22 protein-coding genes are annotated in these 25899 nt (G+C 72.0%); 13 read left to right on the top strand and 9 right to left on the bottom strand.

The genetic code is table 11. The features are described from left to right. Positions 1 to 13 precede the first annotated feature (13 nt). From ACZ60J_RS31865 to ACZ60J_RS31875, 3 genes are all read right to left on the bottom strand, one after another. On the bottom strand, positions 14 to 1564 hold the full coding sequence (locus tag ACZ60J_RS31865) for a M28 family metallopeptidase (RefSeq protein ID WP_469687200.1): 1551 nt from the start codon (positions 1562 to 1564) through the stop codon (positions 14 to 16). A 341-nt stretch (positions 1565 to 1905) separates the two neighbouring features. Next, a complete protein-coding gene (locus ACZ60J_RS31870) occupies positions 1906 to 3030 on the bottom strand; it encodes a DUF5937 family protein (protein ID WP_469687201.1) in 1125 nt (374 codons plus the stop codon). Between the two features lie 786 nt (positions 3031 to 3816). After that, a complete protein-coding gene (locus ACZ60J_RS31875; RefSeq protein WP_469687290.1) occupies positions 3817 to 4911 on the bottom strand; it encodes a threonine aldolase family protein in 1095 nt (364 codons plus the stop codon). A gap of 479 nt (positions 4912 to 5390) precedes the next feature. Between ACZ60J_RS31875 and ACZ60J_RS31880 the strand changes: the two genes are divergently transcribed. From ACZ60J_RS31880 to ACZ60J_RS31930, 11 genes are all read left to right on the top strand, one after another. Continuing rightward, positions 5391 to 6401 carry a Rossmann-like and DUF2520 domain-containing protein gene (locus ACZ60J_RS31880; protein WP_469687202.1) on the top strand — a complete coding sequence of 337 codons (1011 nt, stop codon included), beginning with the start codon at positions 5391 to 5393 and terminating at the stop codon, positions 6399 to 6401. Continuing rightward, on the top strand, positions 6398 to 7420 hold the full coding sequence (gene panC, locus ACZ60J_RS31885; protein WP_469687204.1) for a pantoate--beta-alanine ligase: 1023 nt from the start codon (positions 6398 to 6400) through the stop codon (positions 7418 to 7420). The genes ACZ60J_RS31880 and panC overlap by 4 nt, the downstream gene beginning before the upstream one ends. Continuing rightward, the gene (locus tag ACZ60J_RS31890; RefSeq protein WP_469687206.1) at positions 7417 to 9204 is read left to right on the top strand and encodes an L-aspartate oxidase; all 1788 of its coding nucleotides are present in this window, start codon (positions 7417 to 7419) and stop codon (positions 9202 to 9204) included. Before panC ends, ACZ60J_RS31890 begins: the two co-directional genes overlap by 4 nt. A 44-nt stretch (positions 9205 to 9248) precedes the next feature. Then, positions 9249 to 10205: a carboxylating nicotinate-nucleotide diphosphorylase gene (gene nadC, locus ACZ60J_RS31895; RefSeq protein ID WP_469687292.1), complete on the top strand. Its 957-nt coding sequence runs from the start codon at positions 9249 to 9251 to the stop codon at positions 10203 to 10205. 3 nt (positions 10206 to 10208) lie between these two features. Continuing rightward, the gene (locus ACZ60J_RS31900) at positions 10209 to 11018 is read left to right on the top strand and encodes a type III pantothenate kinase (protein WP_469687208.1); all 810 of its coding nucleotides are present in this window, start codon (positions 10209 to 10211) and stop codon (positions 11016 to 11018) included. Positions 11019 to 11233: 215 nt separating this feature from the next. Next, on the top strand, positions 11234 to 11443 hold the full coding sequence (locus tag ACZ60J_RS31905; RefSeq protein WP_469687210.1) for a DUF397 domain-containing protein: 210 nt from the start codon (positions 11234 to 11236) through the stop codon (positions 11441 to 11443). A gap of 48 nt (positions 11444 to 11491) precedes the next feature. Next, entirely contained in the window at positions 11492 to 12130 is a 639-nt protein-coding gene (locus tag ACZ60J_RS31910) for a hypothetical protein (protein WP_469687212.1), read from the top strand. Between the two features lie 13 nt (positions 12131 to 12143). Next, entirely contained in the window at positions 12144 to 12317 is a 174-nt protein-coding gene (locus ACZ60J_RS31915; protein ID WP_250752807.1) for a hypothetical protein, read from the top strand. Between the two features lie 113 nt (positions 12318 to 12430). Then, positions 12431 to 12886: a BlaI/MecI/CopY family transcriptional regulator gene (locus tag ACZ60J_RS31920; protein WP_469687214.1), complete on the top strand. Its 456-nt coding sequence runs from the start codon at positions 12431 to 12433 to the stop codon at positions 12884 to 12886. Positions 12887 to 12895: 9 nt separating this feature from the next. Next, positions 12896 to 13426: an amino-acid N-acetyltransferase gene (locus tag ACZ60J_RS31925; RefSeq protein ID WP_356514724.1), complete on the top strand. Its 531-nt coding sequence runs from the start codon at positions 12896 to 12898 to the stop codon at positions 13424 to 13426. A 166-nt stretch (positions 13427 to 13592) separates the two neighbouring features. Continuing rightward, complete coding sequence (locus tag ACZ60J_RS31930; RefSeq protein WP_469687216.1) at positions 13593 to 13931, top strand: histone-like nucleoid-structuring protein Lsr2; 339 nt, start codon at positions 13593 to 13595, stop codon at positions 13929 to 13931. On the opposite strand, the gene ACZ60J_RS31935 is transcribed toward ACZ60J_RS31930, so the two are convergent. Beyond that, positions 13913 to 14548, bottom strand: a complete 636-nt coding sequence (locus tag ACZ60J_RS31935; RefSeq protein WP_469687218.1) for an SCO3374 family protein — start codon at positions 14546 to 14548, stop codon at positions 13913 to 13915. The two genes, ACZ60J_RS31930 and ACZ60J_RS31935, sit on opposite strands and share 19 nt — an antisense overlap. A gap of 487 nt (positions 14549 to 15035) precedes the next feature. Here ACZ60J_RS31935 and ACZ60J_RS31940 point away from each other — a divergent pair, with 487 nt between their 5' ends. Then, entirely contained in the window at positions 15036 to 17561 is a 2526-nt protein-coding gene (locus ACZ60J_RS31940; RefSeq protein WP_469687220.1) for an ATP-dependent Clp protease ATP-binding subunit, read from the top strand. An 85-nt stretch (positions 17562 to 17646) separates the two neighbouring features. Here ACZ60J_RS31940 and ACZ60J_RS31945 read toward each other — a convergent pair whose 3' ends face one another. After that, entirely contained in the window at positions 17647 to 20637 is a 2991-nt protein-coding gene (locus ACZ60J_RS31945) for an NACHT domain-containing protein (protein ID WP_469687222.1), read from the bottom strand. Positions 20638 to 21018: 381 nt separating this feature from the next. Between ACZ60J_RS31945 and ACZ60J_RS31950 the strand changes: the two genes are divergently transcribed. After that, complete coding sequence (locus tag ACZ60J_RS31950) at positions 21019 to 21633, top strand: M23 family metallopeptidase (RefSeq protein WP_469687224.1); 615 nt, start codon at positions 21019 to 21021, stop codon at positions 21631 to 21633. Positions 21634 to 21656: 23 nt separating this feature from the next. On the opposite strand, the gene ACZ60J_RS31955 is transcribed toward ACZ60J_RS31950, so the two are convergent. From ACZ60J_RS31955 to ACZ60J_RS31970, 4 genes are all read right to left on the bottom strand, one after another. Next, the gene (locus ACZ60J_RS31955) at positions 21657 to 23015 is read right to left on the bottom strand and encodes a LamG-like jellyroll fold domain-containing protein (RefSeq protein WP_469687226.1); all 1359 of its coding nucleotides are present in this window, start codon (positions 23013 to 23015) and stop codon (positions 21657 to 21659) included. A gap of 84 nt (positions 23016 to 23099) precedes the next feature. Further along, a complete protein-coding gene (gene cseC / locus ACZ60J_RS31960) occupies positions 23100 to 24413 on the bottom strand; it encodes a two-component system sensor histidine kinase CseC (RefSeq protein ID WP_469687228.1) in 1314 nt (437 codons plus the stop codon). A gap of 64 nt (positions 24414 to 24477) precedes the next feature. Then, complete coding sequence (cseB, locus tag ACZ60J_RS31965; RefSeq protein WP_469687230.1) at positions 24478 to 25182, bottom strand: two-component system response regulator CseB; 705 nt, start codon at positions 25180 to 25182, stop codon at positions 24478 to 24480. Positions 25183 to 25214: 32 nt separating this feature from the next. After that, positions 25215 to 25871 carry a hypothetical protein gene (locus ACZ60J_RS31970; RefSeq protein WP_469687231.1) on the bottom strand — a complete coding sequence of 219 codons (657 nt, stop codon included), beginning with the start codon at positions 25869 to 25871 and terminating at the stop codon, positions 25215 to 25217. Positions 25872 to 25899: the final 28 nt, after the last annotated feature.

Raw genomic sequence — 25899 nt, forward strand, 5'->3', positions numbered from 1 at the left:
CGCCCCTCGGCGACTACTCCGACTCGTGCTCGTGGCCCTCGTGGAGGCCGCCACCGCTGCCCGTACCGTTGCTCGGCTGCGCCGGCACCGGCTTCGACAGCGGAGCCAGGTCGTAGGCGTAGTGACCCACCGCGTCCGCGATGACGTCGACGTTGATGTCGAGCGCCTTCTGGTCGATGTTCTTGATGGTGTCGCCCTTGCCGTGGTAGTTCACGTCGTACGCGACCCCGGCCTGCCCGCCGAACTTCGCCGCCTGCTCCGGCGTCTTGATGCCCTCGGCTCCGGTGAACGTACCGCCCGAGGGGATGCCGACCGCGATGAACGGGCCGTAGTCGGAGCGGCCCGAGAAGTCGGTGCCCTCGCGCGGGATCTTCTTGGAGTCGAGGAAGTCGTTGATCCCCTTCTCCAGCTGAGCCGAGCCCTCGGGGCCGGGGCCCGAGCCGACCTTGTCCGAGTCGTCGCCGTCGTAGACGAAGTACGCGGCGTTCGGCGAGGCGATCATGTCGAAGTTCAAGTAGAGCTTGATCTTCTTCTTCTGCTCCTCCGTCAGCCCGTCGACGTACGCCTCGGAGCCGAGCAGGCCGAACTCCTCCGCCGACCACCAGGCGAACTTGACCTTGTTCTTGATCTTCGTCTGGCTGCTCGCGAGCTTCTGCGCGACCTGCAGGATGCCGGCCGAGCCGGAGCCGTTGTCGTTGATGCCCGGGCCCGCCGCGACGGAGTCGAGGTGCGCGCCGAGGAAGACGGTGTTGTTCTCGTCGCCGCCGCGGGTCTCCGCGACGACGTTGTACGTCTTGCGGTTCTCCCGGAACTCGCGGATGTCGAGGGTGACCTCGACCGGTCCCGTGGCCGCGTCGGCGGCGAGCCGCTCGCCCTCGGCCAGCGTGACGCCACCGGTCGGGATCTTGCCCGCGTCGGCCGAGCCGATGGTGCCGTTCAGGGCGCCTTCGGTGTTGTTGTAGATCACCGCGCCGACCGCGCCGGCCGCCGCCGCGTTCTCCTGCTTGACCGCGAAGGCGCAGCCGCCGCGCTTGATCAGCGCGACCTTGCCCGTGAAGGCGCCCGCGGCGAAGTCGGCGGGCTCGCAGCCGTTGGTGCCGTCGGCGTCGACCGGGGCGACGGCGACCTGCGCCGTCACGCCGTTCGCCGGGCCGCTGGCGGTGTACGTCATCAGCTTGATCGGGACGTCGCGGCCGGCCGGGCCGTTGACCTTCAGGGTCTCGGCGACCGTCTCGACGTACACGAACTCGAACTCGTTCTTGGTGACCTTGTACCCGGCCGCGCGCATGACGAGCTCGACGTACTGGGCCGACTGGACGTGGCCCTTGGAACCCGCCACGCGGGTGCCCTTGTTGTAGTCGGCGATGGCCTGGAAGACCTTCAGGTGGTTGTTGGCACCCTTGCCGGTGGAGTCCTTGACCAGCTTTCGGGCCAGCGCGTCGGCCCGCGCGGCGTCGCTCTGCGGGCTGCCGGTGGCGCCGGCCGGCCCGGCGAGGAGCAGCGGGGAGACGAGGGCCGCGGCCGCCAGGGCGGCGGTGGCTGCGGCTATACGGCGTGAGGGCATGAAAGTCCTTCCACGGCAGATGCGTATGGCGTTTCGGCGTGTGGCGTGGGCGTGTGGCGCGTGCGTGTGGCGCATGCGTACGAGGGTGCGGAGAAGCAGACGCGGACACAGGTCGGGTGCGTTGCGCCGAGTGAGGGAGCGGGGAGTGGGGAGCGGTGGACGCACGTTAGACATCAAGTGGCGGCCATGGCCAGACTTTTCACTGATTCCGGTTTGTGAAATCCGTATATCGGAGCATCTGAGCCGTCGAATTCAGGCCAGTGCCCGCTTTCGCCCGTGGTGTGTGCGCGGCGTGGTCCGCCGAACTGCCGCAAGACTGCCGCGGAGTCGCCGCAGGGCCCCTAGCGGAGGATGCCCTCGATGAAGTCGGAGCCGATCCGCGCGACCGCCGCCAGGTCCAGCTGGTGCTGGACGTACCGCCCTTGGCGGCGGGTCTGGATCAGTCCGGCCTTCTTCAGCACCGTCAGATGACGGGATACCTCCGGGGCGGTGATCCCGTGCGCGGCCGCCAACTCGCCGGTCGTGTACGGGGCGCGCGCCAGGTTGCGGCACAGCATCATCCGCATCGGATGGGCCAGTGCCTCCATGCGCCGCTGCAGAAGCTCCACCGACCCCGGGGAGGAGGCCAGTTCGGGAGAGCCGAGCGGGTAGTGGATCACCGGACGCCAGCCGGGGGCGTGCAGCACCAGCAGGTGGGGCCAGCCGAAGTTCGTGGGCACGAACAGCAGGCCGTCGCCTATTCGGGGATCGGTCGCGGTCGTCGACCCGTGGACCATCTTGTCCACCGTGACGGTGGACAGCCCCTCGTCGACGCTCAGCGCCGAGGAGACCTCCTTGAGGGCGGCCGGCAGCCCCTTGCGGCGCAGCAGCTCCGCCTTGTGCCGGACGTCCGCGATCTGGCGGGGCTCGATGCGGCGCCAGGTCTCCGCGAAGAAGGCCTCGTCGCAGTCCTCGATCAGGCGGCGCAGCCAGACCCGGACACCGGCGGTGTCGTCGAGCACCCGCACGGCGAAGGCCAGCTGCTGCGGCCCGCGGGCGGAGGCCGTCTCCAGGGCCTTCGCCCTGGCCAGCGGATCCGAGAGCGGGGACGGGCCGTCGCCGTCGTTGTAGAGGGCGAGCCGGCAGTGCTCCAGGGCGGCCGTCACGAACCGCTCGTCGTCCAGCCGGTCGAGTACGTCGAGCTCGGCGGCCAGGGTGGGGGCGGGGAGGCCGGACCCGCCGGGGATCCCGGCGAAGGGCATGAACAGGTCGGCGAAGGAGCTGCGCCACATGAAATCGCCCTCCAGCAGCCGGTCCGCGAGGTCCGGATCCAGGGCGGCGGTGGTGGTGGAGGTCCAGGAGGCGAGGCCGGGGTGGTGGCCGGGCTGGGAGAGCGCGTGCAACGCCATGCAGAGCTCTGCGAGGGGGGACGGCGCGAAGCCGATCCGCTGCGCGGGGAGCCCGGTGATGTCGATGGTGACGCTCATCGGATCATTCTGCCGCTGCGGGGCCCGGCCGGGCGCCAGGCCACGCCCCCTTCACCCGTGCGGCGCCGTCGCCGGGGACCGGTCCCCGGGCCCCTGCGCCTCAAGCGCCGGCGGGGCTGGGGTGTGCTGCGGGTGGGGGTCGGTGCCGGGGCCGGGGTGGGGTGTCGGTCTGGACTGCATGATTTAGGCGCCCCCTGCCCTACTCCGCCAAGGCGAAGCCTGTTTCCGCGCCACAAATCACGCTCTACGTCCAGACCAACACCCCACCCCGTCCCCGTCCCCGCCCCACGCGGCAACCCTCCGACCCCGGCGGGGAGACGATCCGGCCCCGCCGAGTTGTCCAGCCGCCTGGGGGCATGTCAGCCGTCCGGCGTTTGAGGACCGGGGTCTGGGGCGGAGCCCCGGGAGGTCCGGGCGCAGCCCGGGACCCTCTCCTGGCCCCGGCCGGGGATACCCCCCCCCAGCCTCGCCGGCGTTTGAGGCGCGGGGTTTGAGGCGCGGGGTTTGGGGTGGAGCCCCGGGGGGTTCGGGCGCAGCCCGGGATCCTCTCCCGGCCCCGGCTAACTCCAGCCTCGCCAGCGTTTGAGGCGCGGGTCCGGGCAGAGCCCGGGGAACGGTGGAAGGGTGGGTAGGGGACCTCGCCCCGCGCAGCGGCAGCCGTCGCAGCGGGCCTGCTGCGGGGACTTCGCCCCGCGCAGCGGGACAGTCGTGGCCGGGGGGCCAGTCCTGGTGCGCGGGCCTCCACCGGCCGGTGAGCGGCTCTACCCCACCTGACCGCCGGCCCGGCTAAAGGCGGGATACGAAGTCCGCCACCGCCGTCGCCACGTCGGCCTCCGTCCAGGCCAGGCCCGGCCGGGTGACCTCGATCTCCGTCACCGAGAGGCCCGGCGGCCCGTCGGGGGACCAGCGGCGGAACAGGACCGTGCCCGTCTCCTCCGCCAGGCGGAGGCCCGCCTCGGTCAGCCGGTCCGCGTCGTACGGGAGCCACACCTGGAACTGGTGGGTGTGCGGCACCTCCGGGTGGATCCGGAACCAGGGCACCTCCGGAGCCGCGGCGAGCGCCGAGGACAGCGCGGACGCCACCGCACGCGCCTTGGCCACGTAGGAGGGGAGCGCCGGCAGCTCCCGTTCCAGCCCGGCCAGGGCGGACAGCGCGGCCGGGAACTGGCGGAAGATCTGGCCCCCGTACCGGTGCCGCCAGACCTTCGACTCGGCGACGAGCGACGCCGGTCCGGCGAGGGCGGCCCCGCTGAGGCCGCCGAGGGACTTGTAGAAGGAGACGTACACCGTGTCCGCCAGCGCCGCGATCTCCGGCAGCGGCCGGCCGAAGTGGACCGTCGACTCCCAGAGCCGGGCGCCGTCGAAGTGCACCACCGCGTCCCGGTCGCGCGCGGCGTCCACCAGGGCCGACAGCTCCTCCCAGGTCGGGAGGAGGAAGCCCGCGTGCCGCAGCGGAAGCTCCAGCATCAGCGTCCCGAACGGCTCCGGCAGCTCGGCGACCTCGGAGGCGGTGGGCTGGCGCGGTTCGCCCGTCGGGTGGACGGTGCGCAGCCCCGAGACGACGGACAGCGCGCCGCCCTCCCACAGCTCCGGATGGCTCATCGGGTGCAGGGCGACCACCGGGTTCCCGGTCCGGCCGGCCCAGCAGCGCAGCGCGATCTGCTGGGCCATGGTCCCGGTCGGGAAGAACGCGGCGTCCTCGGTGCCGAGCAGCTCCGCCACCCGCCGTTCCAGCCGTTCCACGACGCCGTCGCCGTAGATGTCGCCCGGCTCGTCGGGGTCCGGGGCCAGCCCGCCCAGCTCCGTCAGCAGCTCCCCGAGCGTGGCCTCCCGCAGACTGGCCGAGAGCTTCCGCCGGGCCGACCTCCCTGCGACCGCCATCCGCGCCGCCAGGTCGTCCGCCCCGACCTGCTCCGGATCCGGATCCGGATCGGCCTCGGGGGCCCCGTCCGTCCCCCGCCCGGCCGTCTGCTCTCCGGCGCCCTCCGGCGCCCGCTCGGCGCCGGAGGTCCGTTCGGCTGCCGTGTCCGGTTCCGCGGTCTGTTCCGTGTCCGCAGCCCGTTCCGCTGCCGGTTCCCCGTCAGAACTCGTCACCCGTCCGGCCGCGGGCTCCCCGGTTCCGTCCGGCGCCCGTCCCGCGCCCGCGGCCCGCTCCGCCGCCGCGTCCGGTTCCGCGACCCGTCCCGCGCCCGTGGCCCGCTCCGCTGCCGCGTCCGGGTCCGCCGTCCGCCGCGTGCCCGGGTGCCTGCCCGGCCCCGCCCCGGGGCCGCCCGGCTTCGGGCCGGGCCCCGTGGCCGGCCGCTCCGTGTCCTGGTTCATCCCCCGATCATCGCCGACCGGCCCACACGGCAGCAGCTAGCATGGCGGCGTATCGTCCGGTACCCCCCGCGGACCGGAACGGAACGGAAGGCCTCCCCCGCGTGAACACAGCCCCCCAGGCGGAGCGCCCCGCCCGGCTCTCCGTCGGTGTCGTCGGAGCCGGCCGGGTCGGCCCCGCGCTGGCTCGTGCCCTGCAGCAGACCGGGCACCGTCCCGTCGCCGTGTCGGGCGTCTCCGACGCCTCGCGGCGCCGGGCCGAGCGGATGCTGCCCGGTGTGCCCGTCGTGTCTCCCGCACAGGTGCTGGAGGCCTCCGACCTCGTGCTCCTGACCGTCCCGGACGACGCCCTGCCGTCCTTGGTGGAGGGTCTCGCCGAGACCGGCGCGGTCCGTCCCGGACAGCTCCTCGTCCACACCTCCGGGCGGTACGGGGTCTCCGTGCTGGACCCCGCGCGCCGTGCGGGTGCGCTCCCGCTGGCCCTGCACCCGGCGATGACCTTCACCGGCACCGAGGTCGACGTGCAGCGCCTCGCGGGCTGCTCCTTCGGGGTGACCGCCCCGGACGAGCTGCGGCTCGCCGCCGAGGCCCTGGTCATCGAGATGGGCGGGGAGCCCGAGTGGATCGCCGAGGTGAACCGCCCGCTGTACCACGCGGCCCTCGCGCTCGGCGCGAACCACCTGGTCACCCTGGTCGCCCAGTCGATGGAGCTGTTGGACAAAGCGGGCGTCGAGCACCCGAACCGGATGCTCGGCCCGCTCCTCGGCGCGGCCCTGGACAACGCCCTGCGCTCCGGTGACGCCGCCCTGACGGGCCCGGTGGCCCGCGGTGACGCCGGTACGGTCGCCGCGCACGTCTCGGAGCTGCGCAAGCACGCCCCGGGTACCGTCGCCGGGTACCTCGCGATGGCCCGTACGACCGCCGACCGCGCCCTCGCGCACGGCCTGCTCAAGCCCGAACTGGCCGAGGACCTCCTCGGCGTACTCGCCGACGGGACGGCACCCGGGACCGCCCCCGGACCCGGCCCCGAGAGAAGAGAAGGCGGCGACCTGTGATCCTCCTCGACACCGCGGACGCACTGCACCGCCTGCCCCGCGCCACCGGCCCGGCCGGGGCCACCGGTGCCGCCGGCCGCCGCGCCGTCGTCATGACCATGGGCGCCCTCCACGAGGGCCACGCCACCCTGGTCCGCACGGCTCGCGAGCACGTGGGCCCCAGCGGCCAGGTCGTGGTGACGGTCTTCGTCAACCCCCTCCAGTTCGGGGCGAACGAGGACCTCGACCGCTACCCCCGCACCCTCGACGCCGACCTCCTGATCGCCGAAGAGGCCGGCGCCGACGCCGTGTTCGCCCCGGCCGCCGACGAGGTCTACCCCGGCGGCGACCCCCAGGTCCGGATCACCGCCGGGCCGATGGGCGGCCGCCTCGAAGGCGCCACCCGTCCCGGCCACTTCGACGGCATGCTGACCGTCGTCGCCAAGCTGCTCCACCTCACCCGCCCCGACCTGGCCTTCTTCGGCCAGAAGGACGCGCAGCAACTGGCGCTGATCCGGCGGATGGTGACCGACCTGAACTTCCCCGTGGAGGTGGTCGGCGTACCGACCGTCCGCGAGGGCGACGGGCTCGCGCTGTCCTCCCGCAACCGCTACCTCTCCGCCAAGGAGCGCGGCACCGCCCTCGCGCTGTCCCGCGCCCTGTTCGCGGGCCGCGACCGCCTCGCCGCGCAGGCCGCGCTGCGCGCCCGCGCCGAGGCGCAGGCGCCCCCGGCCGGCGACGAGCGGGCCACCGGCCTGGCCCGGCTCGGCGAGATCCGCGCCTCCGCCGACGCGCACGCCGTCGCCGCGGCGGGCGCCGGGCTGCCGGAGGCCGTACGGGCCGCCGCGCGGCACGTCCTGGAGGAGGCGGGCCGGCACGATCCGCCGCTCGTCCTGGACTACGTGGCGCTGGTGGATCCCCAGGACTTCACCGAGGCCGGCCACGGCTTCACCGGTCAGGCCGTGCTGGCCGTCGCCGCGAAGGTGGGCGCGACCCGGCTGATCGACAACATCCCATTGGAGTTCGGAGCACAACCGTGAGCACCCCAGGCAGAGGCCCCGCAACCGCGGGCACCAGCACCGGCATACGGCTCCACGCCCCGGCGCCCGGCTGGTCCGTGGACGCCGATGTCGTGGTCGTCGGGTCCGGAGTCGCCGGACTGACCGCCGCACTGCGCTGTGCGGCCGCGGGCCGCCGTACCGTCGTGGTCACCAAGGCCCGGCTCGACGACGGCTCCACCCGCTGGGCCCAGGGCGGCATCGCCGCCGCCCTCGGCGACGGGGACACCCCCGAGCAGCACCTCGACGACACGCTCGTCGCCGGAGCCGGCCTGTGCGACGAGGCCGCCGTCCGGCTCCTGGTCACCGAGGGCCCGGACGCCGTGCGCCGACTCATCGCGACCGGCGCCGTCTTCGACACCTCCGCCGAGACCGGCGAGATCGAGCTGACCCGCGAGGGCGGTCACCACCGGCGCCGCATCGCGCACGCCGGCGGGGACGCCACCGGCGCCGAGATCTCCCGCGCGCTCGTCGAGGCCGTCCAGGCCGCGGGCATCGAGACGGTCGAGAACGCCCTGGTCCTGGACCTGCTCCAGGACGCCGAGGGCCGTACCGCGGGCGTCACCCTGCACGTCATGGGCGAGGGCCAGCACGACGGGGTCGGCGCCGTGCACGCGCCCGCCGTGATCCTCGCGACCGGCGGCATGGGCCAGGTCTTCTCCGCGACCACCAACCCGTCCGTCTCCACGGGCGACGGGGTGGCCCTCGCGCTGCGCGCCGGCGCCGAGGTCTCCGACCTCGAATTCGTCCAGTTCCACCCCACCGTGCTCTTCCTGGGCGCCGACGCCGAGGGCCAGCAGCCGCTGGTGTCGGAGGCGGTCCGCGGCGAAGGCGCGTACCTCGTAGACGCGGACGGCGTGCGCTTCATGCAGGGGCAGCACGAGCTGGCCGAGCTCGCCCCGCGCGACATCGTCGCCAAGGGCATCATGCGCCGCATGCAGGAGCAGGGCACGCAGCACATGTACCTGGACGCCCGGCACTTCGGCGCCGAGATGTGGGAGCAGCGCTTCCCCACCATCCTCGCCGCCTGCCGCTCGCACGGCATCGACCCGGTCACCGAGCCGATCCCGGTCGCCCCGGCCGCGCACTACGCCTCCGGCGGCGTACGGACCGACCTGCACGGCCGCACCACCGTCCCGGGGCTGTACGCCTGCGGCGAGGTCGCCTGCACCGGAGTGCACGGCGCGAACCGGCTGGCCTCCAACTCCCTGCTGGAGGGCCTGGTCTTCGCCGAGCGCATCGCCGACGACATCATCGGGAACCCGCCCGTGGGCAACGGCCCCGGCATCCCCGTCCCGGCCACCGGCCCCCTCCAGCCCGCCGAGGCGCGGTACGAGATCCAGCGCATCATGACCGACGGCGCGGGCGTGCTCCGCTCCGCCGAGTCCCTCGCCCGGGCCGCCGACGCGCTCGAAGCCCTGTACGCGACGGCGCTGACGGAGCTTGAGACCCGGGGCAAGACCGCCGTCCCCGGCACCGAGACCTGGGAGGCCACCAACCTCCTGTGCGTCGCCCGGGTGCTGGTCGCCGCCGCCCAGCGGCGTGCGGAGACCCGCGGCTGCCACTGGCGCGAGGACCACCCCGACCGGGACGACACCGACTGGCGGCGCCACCTGGTTGTCCGCCTGTCGCAGACCGAGCGGCGCGCCCTGGTCGTCACCACCACGGACTCGGCGGACTTCCCGTCCGTACGGGTCCCCCTGAGCACAGACACCCCCAGCACAGACACCCCCAGCACCGACAGCGACGAAAGCCTGGAGCCGTAACCGTGAGCACGCACGAGCACGACCACACCCACGAGCACGCCGAGCTGCCCCTCGTCGGGCAGAGCGAAGCCGGCGGCTGCGGCGACGACTGCGCCTGCGGTGACGGGGAGGAGTCCGGCCTGGACCCGGCCCTCGCCGAACTGCTGGAGGAGGCCGGCCTGGACCCCGTCGAGGTCGAGGACATCGCGCACATGGCGCTCTCCGAGGACCTGGACGGCGGGGTCGACGTCACCACCGTCGCCACGGTCCCCGAAGAGGCCGAGGCGATCGCCGACTTCGTCGCCCGCGAGGACGGCGTCGTGGCCGGCCTGCGCATCGCGGAGGCCGTCTTCTCGGTCGTCTGCACCGAGTCCTTCGAGGTCGAGCGGCACGCCGAGGACGGCGACAGCGTCAAGGCCGGCGACGTGCTCCTGTCGGTGCGCTCGCGCACCCGGGACCTGCTGACCGCCGAGCGCAGCGCCCTCAACATCGTGTGCCGCCTGTCCGGCGTCGCGACGGCCACCCGCCGCTGGGCCGAGGTCCTGGAGGGCACCGGCGCCAAGGTCCGCGACACCCGCAAGACCACCCCGGGCCTGCGCTCCCTGGAGAAGTACGCGGTGCGCTGCGGCGGCGGGGTCAACCACCGCATGTCGCTGTCGGACGCGGCGCTGGTCAAGGACAACCACGTGGTCGCGGCCGGCGGGGTCGTGCAGGCGTTCACCGCCGTGCGGGAGGCCTTCCCGGAGGTCCCGATCGAGGTCGAGGTCGACACCCTGGAGCAGGTCGGCGAGGTCCTGGAGGCCGGGGCCGACCTGATCCTGCTCGACAACTTCACCGTGGAGCAGACCGCGCAGGCCGTCGCCCTGGTCGCGGGCCGCGCCACCCTGGAGTCCTCGGGCCGCCTGACCCTGGACACCGCCCGCGCCTACGCCGAGACCGGCGTGGACTACCTCGCGGTCGGCGCGCTGACCCACTCCTCCCCGATCCTGGACATCGGCCTCGATCTGCGCGAGGCGGTGTAACCGATGCTCCTCACCATCGACGTGGGCAACTCCCATACGGTCCTTGGCCTGTTCGACGGTGACGAGATCGTCGAGCACTGGCGCGTCTCGACCGACCCGCGCCGCACGGCCGACGAGATGGCCGTGCTGATGCAGGGCCTGATGGGCATGCACCCGATGCTCGGCAACGAACTGGGCGACGGCATCCACGGCATCGCGATCTGCTCGACGGTGCCGGCGGTGCTCCACGAGCTCCGCGAGGTGACCCGCCGCTACTACGGGGACGTCCCGGCGGTGATCGTGGAGCCCGGCACCAAGACGGGCGTACCGATCCTGATGGACAACCCGAAGGAGGTCGGCGCGGACCGCATCGTCAACGCCGTCGCCGCCGCCGAGCTCTACGGCGGTCCCGCGATCGTCGTCGACTTCGGTACGGCGACCACCTTCGACGCCGTCTCCGCCAAGGGCGAGTACGTCGGCGGGGTCATCTCCCCGGGCATCGAGATCTCCATGGAGGCCCTCGGCGTACGGGGCGCCCAGCTCCGCAAGATCGAGCTGGCCCGCCCGCGCAACGTGATCGGCAAGTCCACGGTCGAGGCGATGCAGTCGGGCGTGGTCTACGGGTTCGCGGGCCAGGTCGACGGGATCGTGAACCGCATGGCCAAGGAGCTGGCCGGCCCGAACGGCGCCCCGGACGACGTCCGCGTCATCGCCACGGGCGGCCTGGCCCCGATCGTCCTCGGCGAGGCCGAGGCCATCGACGACCACGAGCCCTGGCTCACCCTGATCGGCCTGCGGCTGGTCTACGAGCGCAACGCGCCCTCCTTCGGCTGACCCGAGCGCACCGGCCGCACCGACGGCCACCGACGGCCCCCGCCCTCCCTCCGGAGGGCGGGGGCCGGTTACGGTCTTTACCGCGTCCTGACGCCCGCCATGACAATTTCCCCGGAAATGGCCGGACCACGGCCGTCGCGGGGTTACCTTCGCCCCACGAGAAATACCGGGAGCCCGTTCCCGGCGCCACAGCGCCTGTGACCGGAGGAGACCTCATGACCGCTCGGCCCGCCTGGCAGAAGTCCTCGTTCTGCGGCGAGGGGGACAACTGCGTGTACGTCAGCGCCGCCCCCGGCACCCTGGTCCGCGTGGCCGACCGGGCCGACCCGGCCCACCTGGTCCTGGCCACCACCCAGGCCGCCTGGACCGATTTCCTGCGCGTGGTGAAGCAACCGGACCAGCCCGCTCCCCGACACGCGCCCTGAACGTGTCCACTCAAGGGATTTTGTCCGATTAGCGCGTATCTTCGGCCCATGCCCACGCCCTACGGATCCCGCGGCGGCATGGCGTTCGGCGCCGATGAGCTTCACGTGCTCAGGCGCTCGCTCGCTCACGCCCTTCAGTCCTCGACGGCCCCCCTGACGGCCGTCGAGGTCCAGGACTGCCTGCGCCTCGCGGCGTCGGTGGACGACGCGGTCCAGGAGGCGGGAAGGCTCAGAGCGTTCCTCCTGGCCGACCTGGCGCGGTACAGAGCCGCGCTGCCCGGCAGCCTCACCGGCTACCTGGAGCTGCTGCAGGACGCCCTGGCCGCCGGCTACGAGCCGGTCCCGGACGATCTCGCGGCCCTCCGGGCGCTGCGCGCCAACCCGGTCGCCGGCGCCCTGCTGGAGCGGGCCCAGGTCATCGCGGAGCGCTCCGTACGCCGCAGGCTGTCCACGGCGCCCGCACCGCGCACCCGGCTGCTGAGCCTCGCGGGCGGCACCGGGAGCGGCGGCGCCGAGCGGAGCGGCGCCGAGAAGGCCGGCTCCGGCAAGGAGGCCGATCCCGTGCGCCCGAAGCCCGAACCGCGCCCCGACGACCGCCCGGGCCGGCCCGTCCCGACTCCGGGCGAGGTCTTCCCGCCCCGCCGCAAGCCCACCCCGCCCCCGGAGGCCGGGCGCGCGGTCGGGTAGCTAGGCTGGGGGCATGGACTACGTTTCCGCGCTCGTGCCCCCCTTCGTGATGGCCGTGTTCTTCATCGCGCTCGTCGTGACGATCGTGAAGAGCCAGGGCGGTGCCAACAAGGCCAAGGAGGACGCGGCCGTCGACGCCGTGCTCGCCCGCGCCGAGGCCGCCCAGCAGTCCCAGCCCCAGAAGTAGCCCCCCTCGCCGGGGGACGGGCGTACGGCTTCCGCAGCCGTACGCCCGATTTTGTTGCGCCTTGCCGCCCGGATAGCCGCGCAATTCACCACAACCCGCACTATCGTGCTGCTGTGCCTCGCCCCTTGGGAGAACTCGAAGACGCAGTCATGACACGGGTGTGGCAGTGGAACCGCCCGGTCACCGTTCGCGAAGTCCTGGAAGACCTGCAGCAGGAACGGTCCATCGCGTACACCACGGTCATGACCGTTATGGACAATCTTCATCAGAAGGGCTGGGTCCGCCGTGAGGCGGAAGGCCGCGCCTATCGATATACGGCGGTCTCCACCCGGGCCGCTTACTCGGCCGCACTGATGAACGAAGCCTGGTCGACGAGCGACAACCCCGCAGCCGCCCTCGTGGCCTTCTTCGGCATGATGTCGGCGGAACAGCGCGAGGCACTCAGGGACGCCGTACGCATCGTGCAGCCGGCGGAACCCGAAGCCTCCCCGGAGTCCGCCGACTCACCGGCGGCGCCGCCCGCCGCCGAAGGCGACTCCGCGGCACCGGACACCGGGCCGGGGCGATAACGTCCGGGCATGGGTGAGTTTTCCGCTGCACATGCAAAAACAGTGACGATCCGCCGAGCGCGCACCGGTGATGTTCCCGCGCTGCGCCGCCTGCTCGACCAGTACGTACAGCAGCGGATCCTGCTGGACAAAGCGCCGGTCGTCCTTTATGAGGACATCCAGGAGTTCTGGGTCGCGGAACGCGACTCCGACGGCCAGGTGGTCGGCTGTGGTGCGCTCCACGTGATGTGGGAAGACCTGGCCGAAGTCCGCACTCTTGCCGTCGACCGCGACTTGAAGGGCGTGGGAGTCGGTCATCTGGTGCTCGACAAGTTGCTGGAGACCGCCCGCAGGGTAGGTGTCAGCCGGGTTTTCTGCCTGACCTTCGAAGTGGACTTCTTCGCGAAGCACGGCTTCACCGAGATCGGCGAGACCCCGGTCGAGACCGATGTGTACATGGAGCTGCTGCGTTCCTATGACGAGGGTGTCGCCGAGTTCCTCGGTCTCGAACGAGTGAAGCCGAACACCTTGGGCAACAGTCGGATGCTTCTGCACCTCTGATCGATCAGGGCGAGGATTTCAGGGTGCCCCCGGCTCCGTGGCCTATGTCCGAATCGCGCATGTTTCCCGACCCGTTGCGGACCCGAACCCGTGACGGGGGGTTTGTGTTTTCCAGGCAAAAGCGGTTTCCTTTCCGCGTACTGCTTTTCGATGAAAGGAAATCCCGGTGGCACAGAAGGTTCAGGTCCTTCTTGTCGACGACCTCGACGGCGGCGAGGCGGACGAGACGGTGACGTTCGCTCTGGATGGCAAGACCTACGAGATCGACCTCACCACCGCCAACGCTGAAAAGCTCCGCGGTCTCCTCGACCCGTTCACCAAGGGCGGTCGCCGCACCGGCGGCCGTGCCGCGGCGGGCCGTACCAAGGGCGGCCGCGTCGCCGCGACGTCCGGGAACCCGGACACGGCCGAGATCCGCGCCTGGGCCAAGGCCCAGGGCATGAGCGTCAACGATCGCGGCCGCGTGCCGCAGGAGATCCGCGAGGCTTACGAGAACCGGGGCTGACCTCCGGTCGGGCTCCCGGTGCCGATGCGATGCGCAGCGGCCGTACGCCGTCGCAGCCGCGCCCGGTGGCACTCCGTCGCCGCCGCCGCGACCAGGCGTACGAGACCGGGCCCGGCGGCGTCCGCGCCACGACCGGGCCCGGAGCCCTGCCCCGCAACGGGCAGGGCGGGCAGCAGTGCCTCACACCCCTGCTCGGGGGGCCGCAGCCACACGGCGGCCCCCTGAGGGCTTTCCCCGGGCCCCACCAGGTGTCCCGGCGGCGTCGGAGCGGTGATCCGGCCACCCGTACCCAGGGCGGCGAGATCCAGGGCCACCCCGCCCCACTCCAGCCAGTCGAGCAGCCCCTCCAGCTCGTCGGCGCTCCCCGGGGCCACCAGGAACCGCATCCTGCGCCCCATCAGCGCCACGGGGCCCGTGGAGGCGCCACAGGGGCCGCGGAGCACCGCGGCGCCGGCATCGGCCGGCAGCTCCAGTACGTCGAACCGCACCCCGGTCACCAGCTGCGCGGGCGGACCGCCGGCCACGGGCCAGCCGAGCACGCGTTCGTACCAGGACGCGAGTGTCCCGATCGGGGCACGGGGGAGCGGGACGGTGGCGGGCGGCGCGGTGAGGGCCATGCCCGGAGCAACTGCGGAAACGCTTCGGAGTTACGCGGGACGGGGCACGTGATGTGACGCAGGGCACTCGGGTCAATGCGGAACGTAAACGCCCGAGAGGCCGGAGTCTCACATTCAGGACGGAAGCGTGTTCGCCCGTAGCGGAGGGATCAGTCGTCCACCAGCGTGAACTGTCCGCTCTTACGGGTAAGACATTCCTAGTGGATCGGGGCGACACGCTGATTTGCAGGGTCCGAGACCGCCTTCCGTTCGCCATCGGCGTACACGTGTGACGGGTATCTGCCTGGCCTGCGGGAACATCGTCTCGCACCATCGGGTTGGAGCAGTTGTCGGCACTTACAGCCGGGTTTTCCCACGGACGTGAGGGTGAGCCGCGGACGGATGTCGGCAGTTGGAATGAGCTGTCCCGCCCCGCGGGACTAGCATGCGGAAGGACAGGGCGGGGACCGACCCCGAACTGCCCGACCGCTCTGAGGAGCGATAAACGATGTTCGAGAGGTTCACCGACCGCGCGCGGCGGGTTGTCGTCCTGGCTCAGGAAGAAGCCCGGATGCTCAACCACAACTACATCGGCACCGAGCACATCCTCCTGGGCTTGATCCACGAGGGTGAGGGTGTCGCCGCTAAGGCCCTGGAGAGCCTCGGGATTTCGCTCGAGGCTGTTCGCCAGCAGGTTGAGGAGATCATCGGTCAGGGCCAGCAGGCCCCGTCCGGGCACATCCCCTTCACCCCGCGGGCGAAGAAGGTCCTGGAGCTTTCGCTCCGAGAGGCCCTCCAGCTCGGCCACAACTACATCGGCACCGAGCACATCCTGCTCGGCCTCATTCGCGAGGGCGAGGGCGTCGCCGCCCAGGTCCTGGTGAAGCTGGGCGCCGATCTCAACCGAGTCCGGCAGCAGGTCATCCAGCTGCTCTCCGGCTACTCCGGCGGAGGCAAGGAGTCGGCCACGGCCGGCGGCCCGGCCGAGGGCACGCCCTCGACCTCGCTCGTCCTGGACCAGTTCGGCCGCAACCTGACGCAGGCCGCTCGCGAATCCAAGCTCGACCCGGTCATCGGGCGCGAGAAGGAGATCGAGCGGGTCATGCAGGTGCTCTCCCGCCGGACCAAGAACAACCCGGTCCTCATCGGCGAGCCCGGCGTCGGCAAGACCGCCGTCGTCGAGGGCCTGGCCCAGGCGATCGTCAAGGGCGAGGTTCCCGAGACCCTCAAGGACAAGCACCTCTACACGCTTGACCTGGGTGCCCTGGTCGCCGGTTCCCGCTACCGCGGTGACTTCGAAGAGCGCCTCAAGAAGGTGCTCAAGGAGATCCGCACCCGCGGCGACATCATCCTGTTCATCGACGAGCTCCACACCCTCGTGGGTGCGGGTGCCGCCGAGGGCGCGATCGACGCCGCCAGCATCCTGAAGCCCATGCTGGCCCGTGGTGAGCTCCAGACCATCGGTGCCACGACGCTGGACGAGTACCGCAAGCACCTTGAGAAGGACGCCGCTCTCGAGCGCCGCTTCCAGCCGATCCAGGTGGCGGAGCCTTCCCTCCAGCACACCATCGAGATCCTCAAGGGCCTGCGCGACCGCTACGAGGCCCACCACCGCGTCTCCATCACGGACGAGGCCCTCGTGCAGGCGGCCACCCTGGCCGACCGGTACATCTCGGACCGCTTCCTCCCGGACAAGGCGATCGACCTGATCGACGAGGCCGGCTCCCGGATGCGCATCCGCCGGATGACCGCGCCGCCGGACCTCCGCGAGTTCGACGAGAAGATCGCGAACGTGCGTCGCGACAAGGAGTCGGCCATCGACTCCCAGGACTTCGAGAAGGCGGCTTCCCTCCGTGATTCGGAGAAGCAGCTGCTGGCGGCGAAGGCCAAGCGCGAGAAGGAATGGAAGGCCGGCGACATGGACGTCGTCGCTGAGGTCGACGGCGAGCTCATCGCCGAAGTCCTGGCGACCGCGACCGGCATTCCGGTGTTCAAGCTGACCGAGGAGGAGTCCTCGCGACTCCTGCGCATGGAGGACGAGCTCCACCGTCGCGTCATCGGCCAGAAGGACGCCATCAAGGCGCTCTCCCAGGCGATCCGCCGCACCCGTGCGGGTCTGAAGGACCCGAAGCGTCCCGGTGGCTCGTTCATCTTCGCCGGCCCGTCCGGTGTCGGTAAGACCGAGCTCTCCAAGACGCTCGCCGAATTCCTCTTCGGCGACGAGGACGCGCTGATCTCCCTCGACATGTCGGAGTTCAGCGAGAAGCACACGGTTTCCCGTCTCTTCGGTTCGCCCCCCGGCTACGTGGGCTACGAAGAGGGCGGCCAGCTGACCGAGAAGGTCCGCCGGAAGCCGTTCTCCGTCGTCCTCTTCGACGAGGTCGAGAAGGCCCACCCGGATATCTTCAATTCCCTTCTCCAGATCCTGGAAGACGGTCGCCTGACCGACTCCCAGGGCCGGGTCGTGGACTTCAAGAACACGGTCATCATCATGACGACCAACCTGGGTACGCGGGACATCTCGAAGGGCTTCAACCTCGGCTTCGCGGCCCAGGGCGACAAGAAGACCGGTTACGAGCGGATGAAGGCGAAGGTCAACGAAGAGCTGAAGCAGCACTTCCGGCCCGAGTTCCTCAACCGTGTCGACGACACGGTCGTCTTCCACCAGCTCACCGAGGAAGACATCATCCAGATCGTCGACCTCATGATCGCCAAGGTGGACGACCGCCTGAAGGACCGCGACATGGGCATCGAGCTCAGCGGTGACGCGAAGCTCCTGCTCGCCAAGCGCGGCTACGACCCGATCCTGGGTGCCCGCCCGCTGCGCCGCACGATCCAGCGCGAGATCGAGGACGTGCTCTCGGAGAAGATCCTCTTCGGCGAGCTGCGCCCCGGTCACATCGTGGTCGTCGGCAAGGAGGGTGAGGGCGACGAAGCCAAGTTCACCTTCCGCGGTGAGGAGAAGACTCCGATCTCGGACCTTCCCCCCATCGAGGCGACGGGCTCCGGCCCGGACCTCACCAAGGGTGCGTAAGCGCTAGCCGCTCTCAGCGGTACGAAGGGGCGGCCCCGGAACCGAAAGGTTCCGGGGCCGCCCCTTTGCCGTGCCCGGCCTCCGGTCAGATGTCGTACATGGTGGCCATGAAGTGCAGCTGTGCGTGCGGGAAGCGGCGGAGCACCCGGTCCTCGACCTCCGGATCGAGCTCCTTGTCGTCGTCGTAGTAGCGCAGCTCCCGCAACGCGGGCAGGTCCGCGTACTCGGCGAGGCCCTCCAGCACGTCGGGGTGCACCTCGATGACCTCCAGATCCCGCAGGGCCGAGAGCTCGGCCCACGCGGCTGCTCCGGAGGGCCGCCAGCCGAAGCCCAGGCCCAGGAACCGCAGGCTCTGCAGGCGGCCCAGGCCCGCCAGGTCCGGGGGGACACCGGTCAGGTCGAGGCGCTCCGGCCGGGACGCCTCGGAGAAGTCCCGGAAGGACCAGGGGCCGTTCCTGTCGGTCAGGGTGAGTGTGCGCAGCCGGGGCCAGCTCGCGAGGGCCGGGCCGAGCGGGGTGGAGCTGTTCAGGTAGAGGGTGACCTCCTCCAGGGGCAGCCCGTACAGCGGGCTCAGGTCGGCCAGCTCCGACCAGCCGTTGATCTGGAGCCGCCGCAGCGAGGTGTGCCCGCGCAGGAACTCCACGTCGGTCCCGCCGTCGAAGTACCACAGGGCCAGCCCCGACACCGGCTGCCGGGCCAGGAAGCGCGTCAGGGCGGCTCTGGAGACGTCGGCGCCGACGAACAGTCCGGGCGGGCCGGTGAAGCCCGTCAGCGCCGCGAGTTCGTCGTCGGAGCCGACGACGAGGTGCTCGGGCGGCGGGGTCATGCGCGCGAGCACCTCGGCCGCGTACTGACGGGGGTCGAACCGGTCCCAGACCCTGGTCAGGGTCGCGCGGATCTCCTCGTCGGGGTCGTTGCGGTAGTGGGCGAGGTAGCCGACGGCCTCTTCGGAGCCGGTCTCCGCCGCGGCGATCACCGAGAGGCGGGCCGTGCGGGTCGGTGCCCCGTCGGTCGGCAGCAGCCCCAGGACGAGCGGCCCGATCCGCCCGAGGGAGCGTGCCGCCTCCTCGTTCTTCAGGGGGATGAGCCGCAGGGCCGCCTTGCGGACGTCCTGGCGCAGTCCGGGATCCAGCTCGGCCGCGTACTCCAGGGAGGCGAGGGCCAGCAGGACCGACCGGTCGGAGTCGCGGATCAGCAGGTCGCCGATGATCGCCGCCCGGTCATTCGGGCGGCCCTGAGCCACCGCCATGCGGATGACGTCCTCCCACTGGTCGTCGTCCGCGTGCCGGGTCAGCTCCCCGAGGCCGCCCTCGTCGAGTGCGGCCCGGGCCCCGAGGAAGTCCTGGAAGGTGCGGTGGACGAACTCCAGGGTGTCCTCCGTGGGTGCGCGCAGCAGCCCGGTCCGCTCCAGGAAGTGCCGCAGTACGGCCGGAGCCTCACCGAGCACCTGTGCGGCCGGTACGGCGGGCAGCGCTCCGGCGATGAGCTCCTCGGCCCGCCTCCGGGAGATCTGCGTGCGGCCGTTGCGGATCAGCCAGTAGGCGAGCCGCTGGAGGAGCTGGAGCTGGGGCTCCTCGGCGAGTTCGGTCAGGCGCAGGTCCCGCTCGCGGTCGCGGCGGTACAGCAGCATCGACAGTGCGGCCGTGTAGAGCTCCTTGCGGCCCGAGGGCAGGAAGCCGTGCCGCTCGCGGTGCAGGGCGCAGATCAGGCCGCACAGCAGCGGGTTGGTGGCGAGCCGGGCCAGCTCCGGTCTGGTGGCCAGTGACGCCAGCAGCTGGTCGCGGAGTTCCTCCCCGGCCTCGGCCGCCCGGTGCCAGCGGGTGACGAAGCCGGCCACGTCGGCCCGGTTCATGGGGGAGAGGGTGAGCTCGGTGAACTCCTCCGGAGCCAGCCAGTCCTGGCGGACCGCCGAGGGGCGGGAGGTGACCAGCCAGCGGTTGCCGGGGTAGGCGGCGAGCAGATCGGTGAGCCAGTCGCGGGCCCGTTCCCGCTCCCCCTCCGGGATCTCGTCGATGCCGTCCACCAGCACCAGGCCCCGCCCGGCGTCCAGCACCCGGCTCTCCCACCCGTCGGGGGCCCGGCCCTTCAGCCCGGTGGCGACCAGGAAGTCCTCGGGGGCGGGCAGCCGTTCGCCGTAGCGGGTCAGGTTCCGCAGGGGCAGGACGAAGGGGACGAGGCCGCCCTCGGGCTCGTCCCGGGCCGTGGAGACGGCCAGCCACTGGATCAGGGTGGTCTTGCCGGAGCCGGCCTCGCCGCGGAGCAGCATGCGGGGCTCGTAGGACACCAGCGCGTCGGTGCTGACGGGGGTGGGGCTGGTGTGGGCGGGCCCCTGCGCCGGGACCGTGGGGCTGCCCTCGCCACCGGTGCGGCGGGGGCGGGGGGCCGCCTCCAGGCTGACGTAGGCCAGGTCCAGCGGCCAGCGCGCGGAGCCGGGGGCCAAGTCGATCCCGAAGATCGTCAGAGTGCTGTGCCGGGTGGCCAGATAGGCCAGGTACGTGCGCTCGAACTCCGCGTCCCGGCCGTCCTGGCGGGGGATCCGGGCGAGCAGGGCGTCGATCTTGGCGATCGTCTCGGCCAGGCGGTGGGCCTGTTCGACCAGGGCCGCCGGGATGTAGGTGGAGCGGGTCGTGAAGAAGTGCAGGATGTGCAGGCAGGCGGTTTCCAGCAGCCGGTCGTGGAAGAGCCCGGCGTCCCGCCCCAGGCCCGTGGGCGGCGCGGCGGCGCGCAGGGCGGCGGCGAAGGCGCGCGCGCCCATCCCGACCGCCTGGGCGTCCTCCATGGCCAGGTCCCCGAGGGAGTGCAGGGTGACGGCCAGCGCGGCCGCGACGCCCGCCTCCTCGCCCGGCGGCAGTGGCTGTTCGCCGGGGGCCCGTAAGGCCTCGGCGACGAGCTCCTCCGCGAGCTCGCGGAGGTCGTCCCGGGACAGGACGCGCTGCTCGCGCAGGGAGACGTACGAGGAGATCCGCACGGGCCGGTCGACGAGGCCGGCGCCCGCCCCCTCTGCGCGGAAGAGCTTCTTCACGAGGGGGGTCACGACCCCCGAGGCCAACCGGATCCCCACCACGGATGCGTCCACGAGGCGGAGCGTAGCTCCGGCGTGACGTGGGTCGCAGGGCTTTGGTCCCGCTCGGGGCGGCGGAGGTCCCGGGGCGGTGACAAGCCGCACAGGGCAAATCGGACCTACTAGGAGCATTCGTAGAGATCGACGTCCGATTTGCCCCACCGTCGAGCCAGTGGGGAGGCGGTCAACAGGGCTGACAGCCCCCTCCGCACCTACGAGGCCGGGTAGTAACGAAGAGGTTTGGGGAAGCCGGGGCGCCCGGGTTACCAAGGATGAGCAAGCAGCCCGGCACCCGCTCAGCGTGCCGGGTCCTTTCTTGCCCGAAGCACCCGCAGTACCCGCAGTACCCGAAACACCCGCAGCACCGTCCCCGTCCCCGGCCCCGGAGGTTCCTTCATGTCCGCGAAGCGCGTCACCACCCGTCGTACCCGTATCGCCGTCGGCGCCACCGCCCTGGGCGCGGCCCTGGCACTCGGGGCCGGGACGACCGCAGCCTTCGCCGACGAGGTGCCCCAGACCGAGCTGACCGGCACGGTCCAGCTCATCGCCGAGCAGGCCAAGGCCCAGGCCGCCGCCCTGACGGCGAAGGCCGTCCAGTGGGAGAAGCCGGTGTCGAAGTACACGCTCTCCGCGACCTTCGGCAAGGGCGGCAGCATGTGGTCGCACAAGCACTCCGGCCAGGACTTCGCCGTCCCGGTCGGCACCCCGGTGGACGCCGTGTCCGCGGGCACCGTGGTCAAGGCCGGCCCCAACGGCGGCGGCGACGGCCCGGCCTACGGCAACGCCATCGTGATCAAGCACGCGAACAACACGTACTCCCAGTACGCGCACCTCTCGAAGATCCAGGTCAAGATCGGCGAGAAGGTCTCCAAGGGCGAGCAGATCGCCCTCTCCGGCAACACCGGCAACTCCAGCGGTCCGCACCTCCACTTCGAGATCCGGACCACCCCGAACTACGGCTCGGCCGTGAACCCGGTGTCCTTCCTGCGGACGGTCGGCGTCACCGTCTGACCGGCGTCACCGTCTGACCGGCGTCAGCCGGTGACCCAGGCGTGGGTCCCGGCGCCGCGCGTACCGTCGTCCAGTTCACCCTTGCGGTAGGCCGCGGCCTGCTCGGGGGTGAAGGGCGTCGCGTAGAACCGGATGTAGTTGATCGAGCCGGTCCAGGCACCGGCCCAGGCGTTCTGGTGGCGGGCCCGGCCCAGCTGCAAGGGGCCCGAGCCCTGCCAGATCCCCGGGACCGCGGCTTCGCCGATCTTCTTGCCCTCCACGTAGAGGTAGATCTTCTTCATGTCGGCGTCGTGGACGGCCGACAGCACGGTCCAGGCCTTGACCGTCTTGTGCCCCTCGGCGGCCACGGTCACCATCGTGGGCGTGGCGCCCTCCTGGTTGGTCCTTACGCGGAACACCCAGGCCTGCTTGTTGTTCACCGTGTCGGAGCCCAGCTCGAACGAGAACGTCTCCCCGCTGCCCTGGCTCAGGATGACGTGCGAGCCCTTCGCCGCGGACGTGTTCCTGACGCGCACCGACAGGGAGAAGCTCTTGGCCGTGTCCACGGCGGCGTCGGTGGCCTCGGCGTAGGAGTTCGCGTTGCCCTTGAGCGTGAGCTCGTGGCGCGCGCCCACCTTGGGCACCGTGGCCTCGGGGCCCATGCGGATGTTGATCTTGCCGACGCTGTCGCGGAGCAGGGTGGCGTCGCTCGCGACGGTGGGGGAGTAGGACTTCGACGGGGACGCACCGGGGCTGGGGGAACCGGACGCGGAGGGCGAGGTGGAGGGCGCGTTGTCGGCGACGTCCTTCTTGCCGTCCCCGCCCGGCTCGTCGCCCTTCAGCAGCATGAACGTTCCGCCGCCGGCGAGGAGCAGGAGCACGGTCACCGCTCCGCCCACCATCCACAGCCGCTTCTTGCGCCGCTCGCGCGCCGACCGGTCGGCCATCGCCTCCCAGTCCGGCTGCTCGAAGGGCGCGGGGGGCATGCCCTGGCCGGGTCCGGGCGGTCCGGCCGGTCCGGCCGGGGAGGTGTCCTCCGGGAACGGCATCGGGGGGCCGAAGGTGCCGGCCGCGGGCGGGCCCGGCGGGTAGCCGTAGCCACCGCCCTGCGGGTATCCGTAGCCGTGGCCCTCGCCCGAGGCGGTCTGGTCGGGCCGGCCGGACGGGTAGCCGTAGCCGCCGTCGGGCGCACGCCCGCCGTACTGGTCGTGCTGCGCGTACGGATCGCTCTGCGGGTGCTGCTCGTGTTGTGCGTGCTGCTCGTGCTGGTCGTACTGTTCCGGCCGGCCGGGCGGGAACCCGTAGCCGCCCGGCGCGGGTATGCCCGGCGGGAACCCGTAGCCACCGTTCTCCGGTGCGGGCTCGGGCTGGGGGCTGTGCGGGCGATCCGTACCGTCAGTCATGGTTCGGATGCTAAAACATCGCCGTCCGCATGCGAACAGCCGATGGTCGCGATACGACACCGATCGGTCCCGCTCGGTTGCCGCTCAGTCCTCCCGGCGCAGGGTCGGGAAGCTCCCCGTCGCCGTCGGTGCGTGCTCCGGCAGCCACAGCACCGCCACCGCCCCGGCCGCCGCGCCGCTGTGGACGAACCCGCCGGGCGCCGCCACGTTGCGGAACGTCAGCCGGGCGCCCAGGACCCGGGCCTGCCCCTCCGCGATGGTCAGCCCCAGCCCGTGCCCGACCCCGGCCCGGTCCGTGGACCCGGTCCGGAAGCGGCTCGGGCCCTCCCGGAGCAGGGCCTCGGGGAAGCCCGGCCCGTGGTCCCGGACCCGTACGACCCGACCTTCGACGTCGACCTGGACCGGCGCCCGCCCGTACCTGGCGGCGTTCGCGAGGAGGTTGCCGAGGATCCGCTCCAGGCGGCGCGGATCGGTGCTGACGATCTCGTCCGCGACGATGCGTACGCTCGCCTCCGGCATCAGCGCGTTCACCCGGCGCTGCACGAACTCGCCCAGCGCCACCTCCTGCAGTTCGGCCCGCTCGGACGCGCTGTCCAGCCGGGCCACCTCCAGCACGTCCTCGACCAGCGCCCGCAGCGCCTGCGCGCGGTCCCGTACGAGTTCGGTCGGCCGGCCCGGAGGCAGCAGCTCCGCCGCCGTGAGCAGGCCCGTCACCGGAGTGCGCAGTTCGTGCGCGATGTCGGCGGTCACCCGCCGCTCCGCCTCCAGCCGCTGCTGGAGCGCGTCCGCCATCGCGTCGACGGCCCGCGCGAGGTCGTCGGTCTCGTCGCGTACGACGCCCCCGACCGCGTCCCGCACCCGTACCTCGGGATCCCCGTGCGCCACGCGCTGCGCGGCGGCCGCGGCCTTGCGCAGCCGGCGCGAGATCTGGCCGCCGATCAGCACGCCGAGCGCCGACCCGCCGACCACCACGGCGACGGAGCCGACGATCAGCGCCCGGTCCAGGTCGCGCAGCATGTTGGCGCTCTCCCGGAACGGGGTGTGCAGCGAGAGCACCTGCCCGTTGCCGAGCGGCAGGGCGGCCCACACCTCGGGGAGCCCGTGCGGGTTCTCCTGGACGAAGGTGCCGCGCCTGCCGGAATGGGCCTTGTCGCGCAGCTCCCTGGGAAGCTCGGGGTCGTTGAGCTTGGCGCCCATCTGCGGCTTGCGGCCCCCCTCGGCGGTGCGGGAGATGAACTGCACGCGGTCGAGCTGCACCTCGCGGGCGCTCTCCAGCATCGAGACGCGGGCAGCGCTGTGCACCACCAGGCTCAGGGCGATGGCGGTCAGCGCGCCCACGGAGGCGATGGCGAGCGTGATCTTCCAGCGGATCCCGGTCCGCAGGGTGAACCGCTTCATTCAGATGTCATTCCCGCGTTCGTCCATCCCGCGCTCGTCCCCCGTGCTGGTTCCCCTCAAGGCATCAGGCCTTGAGCTTGTATCCGAATCCCCGGACCGTCTCGATCCGGTCCTGTCCGATCTTGGTGCGCAGTCGCTGGACGTGGACGTCCACGACGCGGGTGTCGCCGCCCCAGTCGTAGTCCCAGACCCGCTCCAGCAGCCGGTCGCGCGAGAGCACGGTGCCGGGGGAGGTGGAGAACTCCAGCAGCAGCCGCATCTCGGTGGGGGTCAGTGCCACCGAGGCGCCCGCCTTGCGCACCTCCATGCCCTCCGTGTCGACCTCCAGGTCACCGAAGGCCAGCACCCCGCGCTCGCCGGAGTCCTCCTCCTCGGGCCCGCCGCCCTGCGGACCGCCGGCGTGGCCGAAGCGGCGGAGCACCGCGCGGATGCGGGCGACGAGGACGGAGCCGTCGAAGGGCTTGGTGACGTAGTCGTCGGCACCCGCCTCCAGGCCCAGCACCACGTCGATGGAGTCGGCGCGCGCGGACAGCATGATGACGGGGACGGTGGACTCGTCGCGGATGCGGCGGCACAGGCTCACCCCGTCCATCCCGGGCACCATCACGTCGAGCAGTGCGATGTCGGGCCGGTCCGCCCGGAAGGACTCCAGGCCGGACAGCCCGTCGGGCATGGCGGTGACCACGAACCCGTCGCGTTCCAGCGCCAGGGTCGTGGCCTCACGGATGACGTCGTCGTCCTCCACGAACAGCACATGGGTCTCGGCCATCGGGAGCCTCGCCTCGCCTCGGTACTCGTAGCTCAGTTCTTCGGGCTGACGGCCGGGGCGGGGATCGCCCCGCCGTCGACCACGTTGCTGTAGTCGGTGTGGACCCGGTCCTGCTCGGTGAACCGCTCCCCGTTCCAGCGGTAGGTGATCAGGTCCTCGCCCGAGGGGTAGGAGAGCGCGTCGCTCTTCCCGTAGACCGGCTTGGTGACGATCAGGTCGCCCCGGTCGATCTCGGCGTAGACGGGCGGCTGCTCGTCCGAGAAGACATTCTCGTACGAGGCCCCTTCCGCGCGGTACACGAACGAACCGCGGCCCAGCGCGTCGGCGCAGGACAGGACGTTGACCACGATGTCGACCTCCGGGCCGCCGGTGACCTTCCCGTAGCTGACGTCCACCGGGTACTCCTTGCCCGAGCAGGGCTTCAGGTCCCGCTTTATCTCGGCGCTGATCTTGGGGTCCGCCTTGACCAGGGCGATCGGGTCGACCTTGGCGGGCGGCTTTCCGGAGGCCTGCGGGACCGCGGCGGCAGCGGAGCCCGCGTCGTGTCCGGAGGGCGCGGAGGAGGGGGCTCCGGTCTTGGCCACGGTCTCGGTGCGGGCCGGGCCGCCGTCCCGCAGCCCCGTGCCCCCCGTCGAGCAGCCGACCGCGAACAGCACGGTGCCGACGAGGACGATCGTCCCCGCCGACATCAGTACCACCGAGCTCTTGCCGCTCAGT

The organism is Streptomyces sp. NPDC104226 (assembly GCF_055584085.1).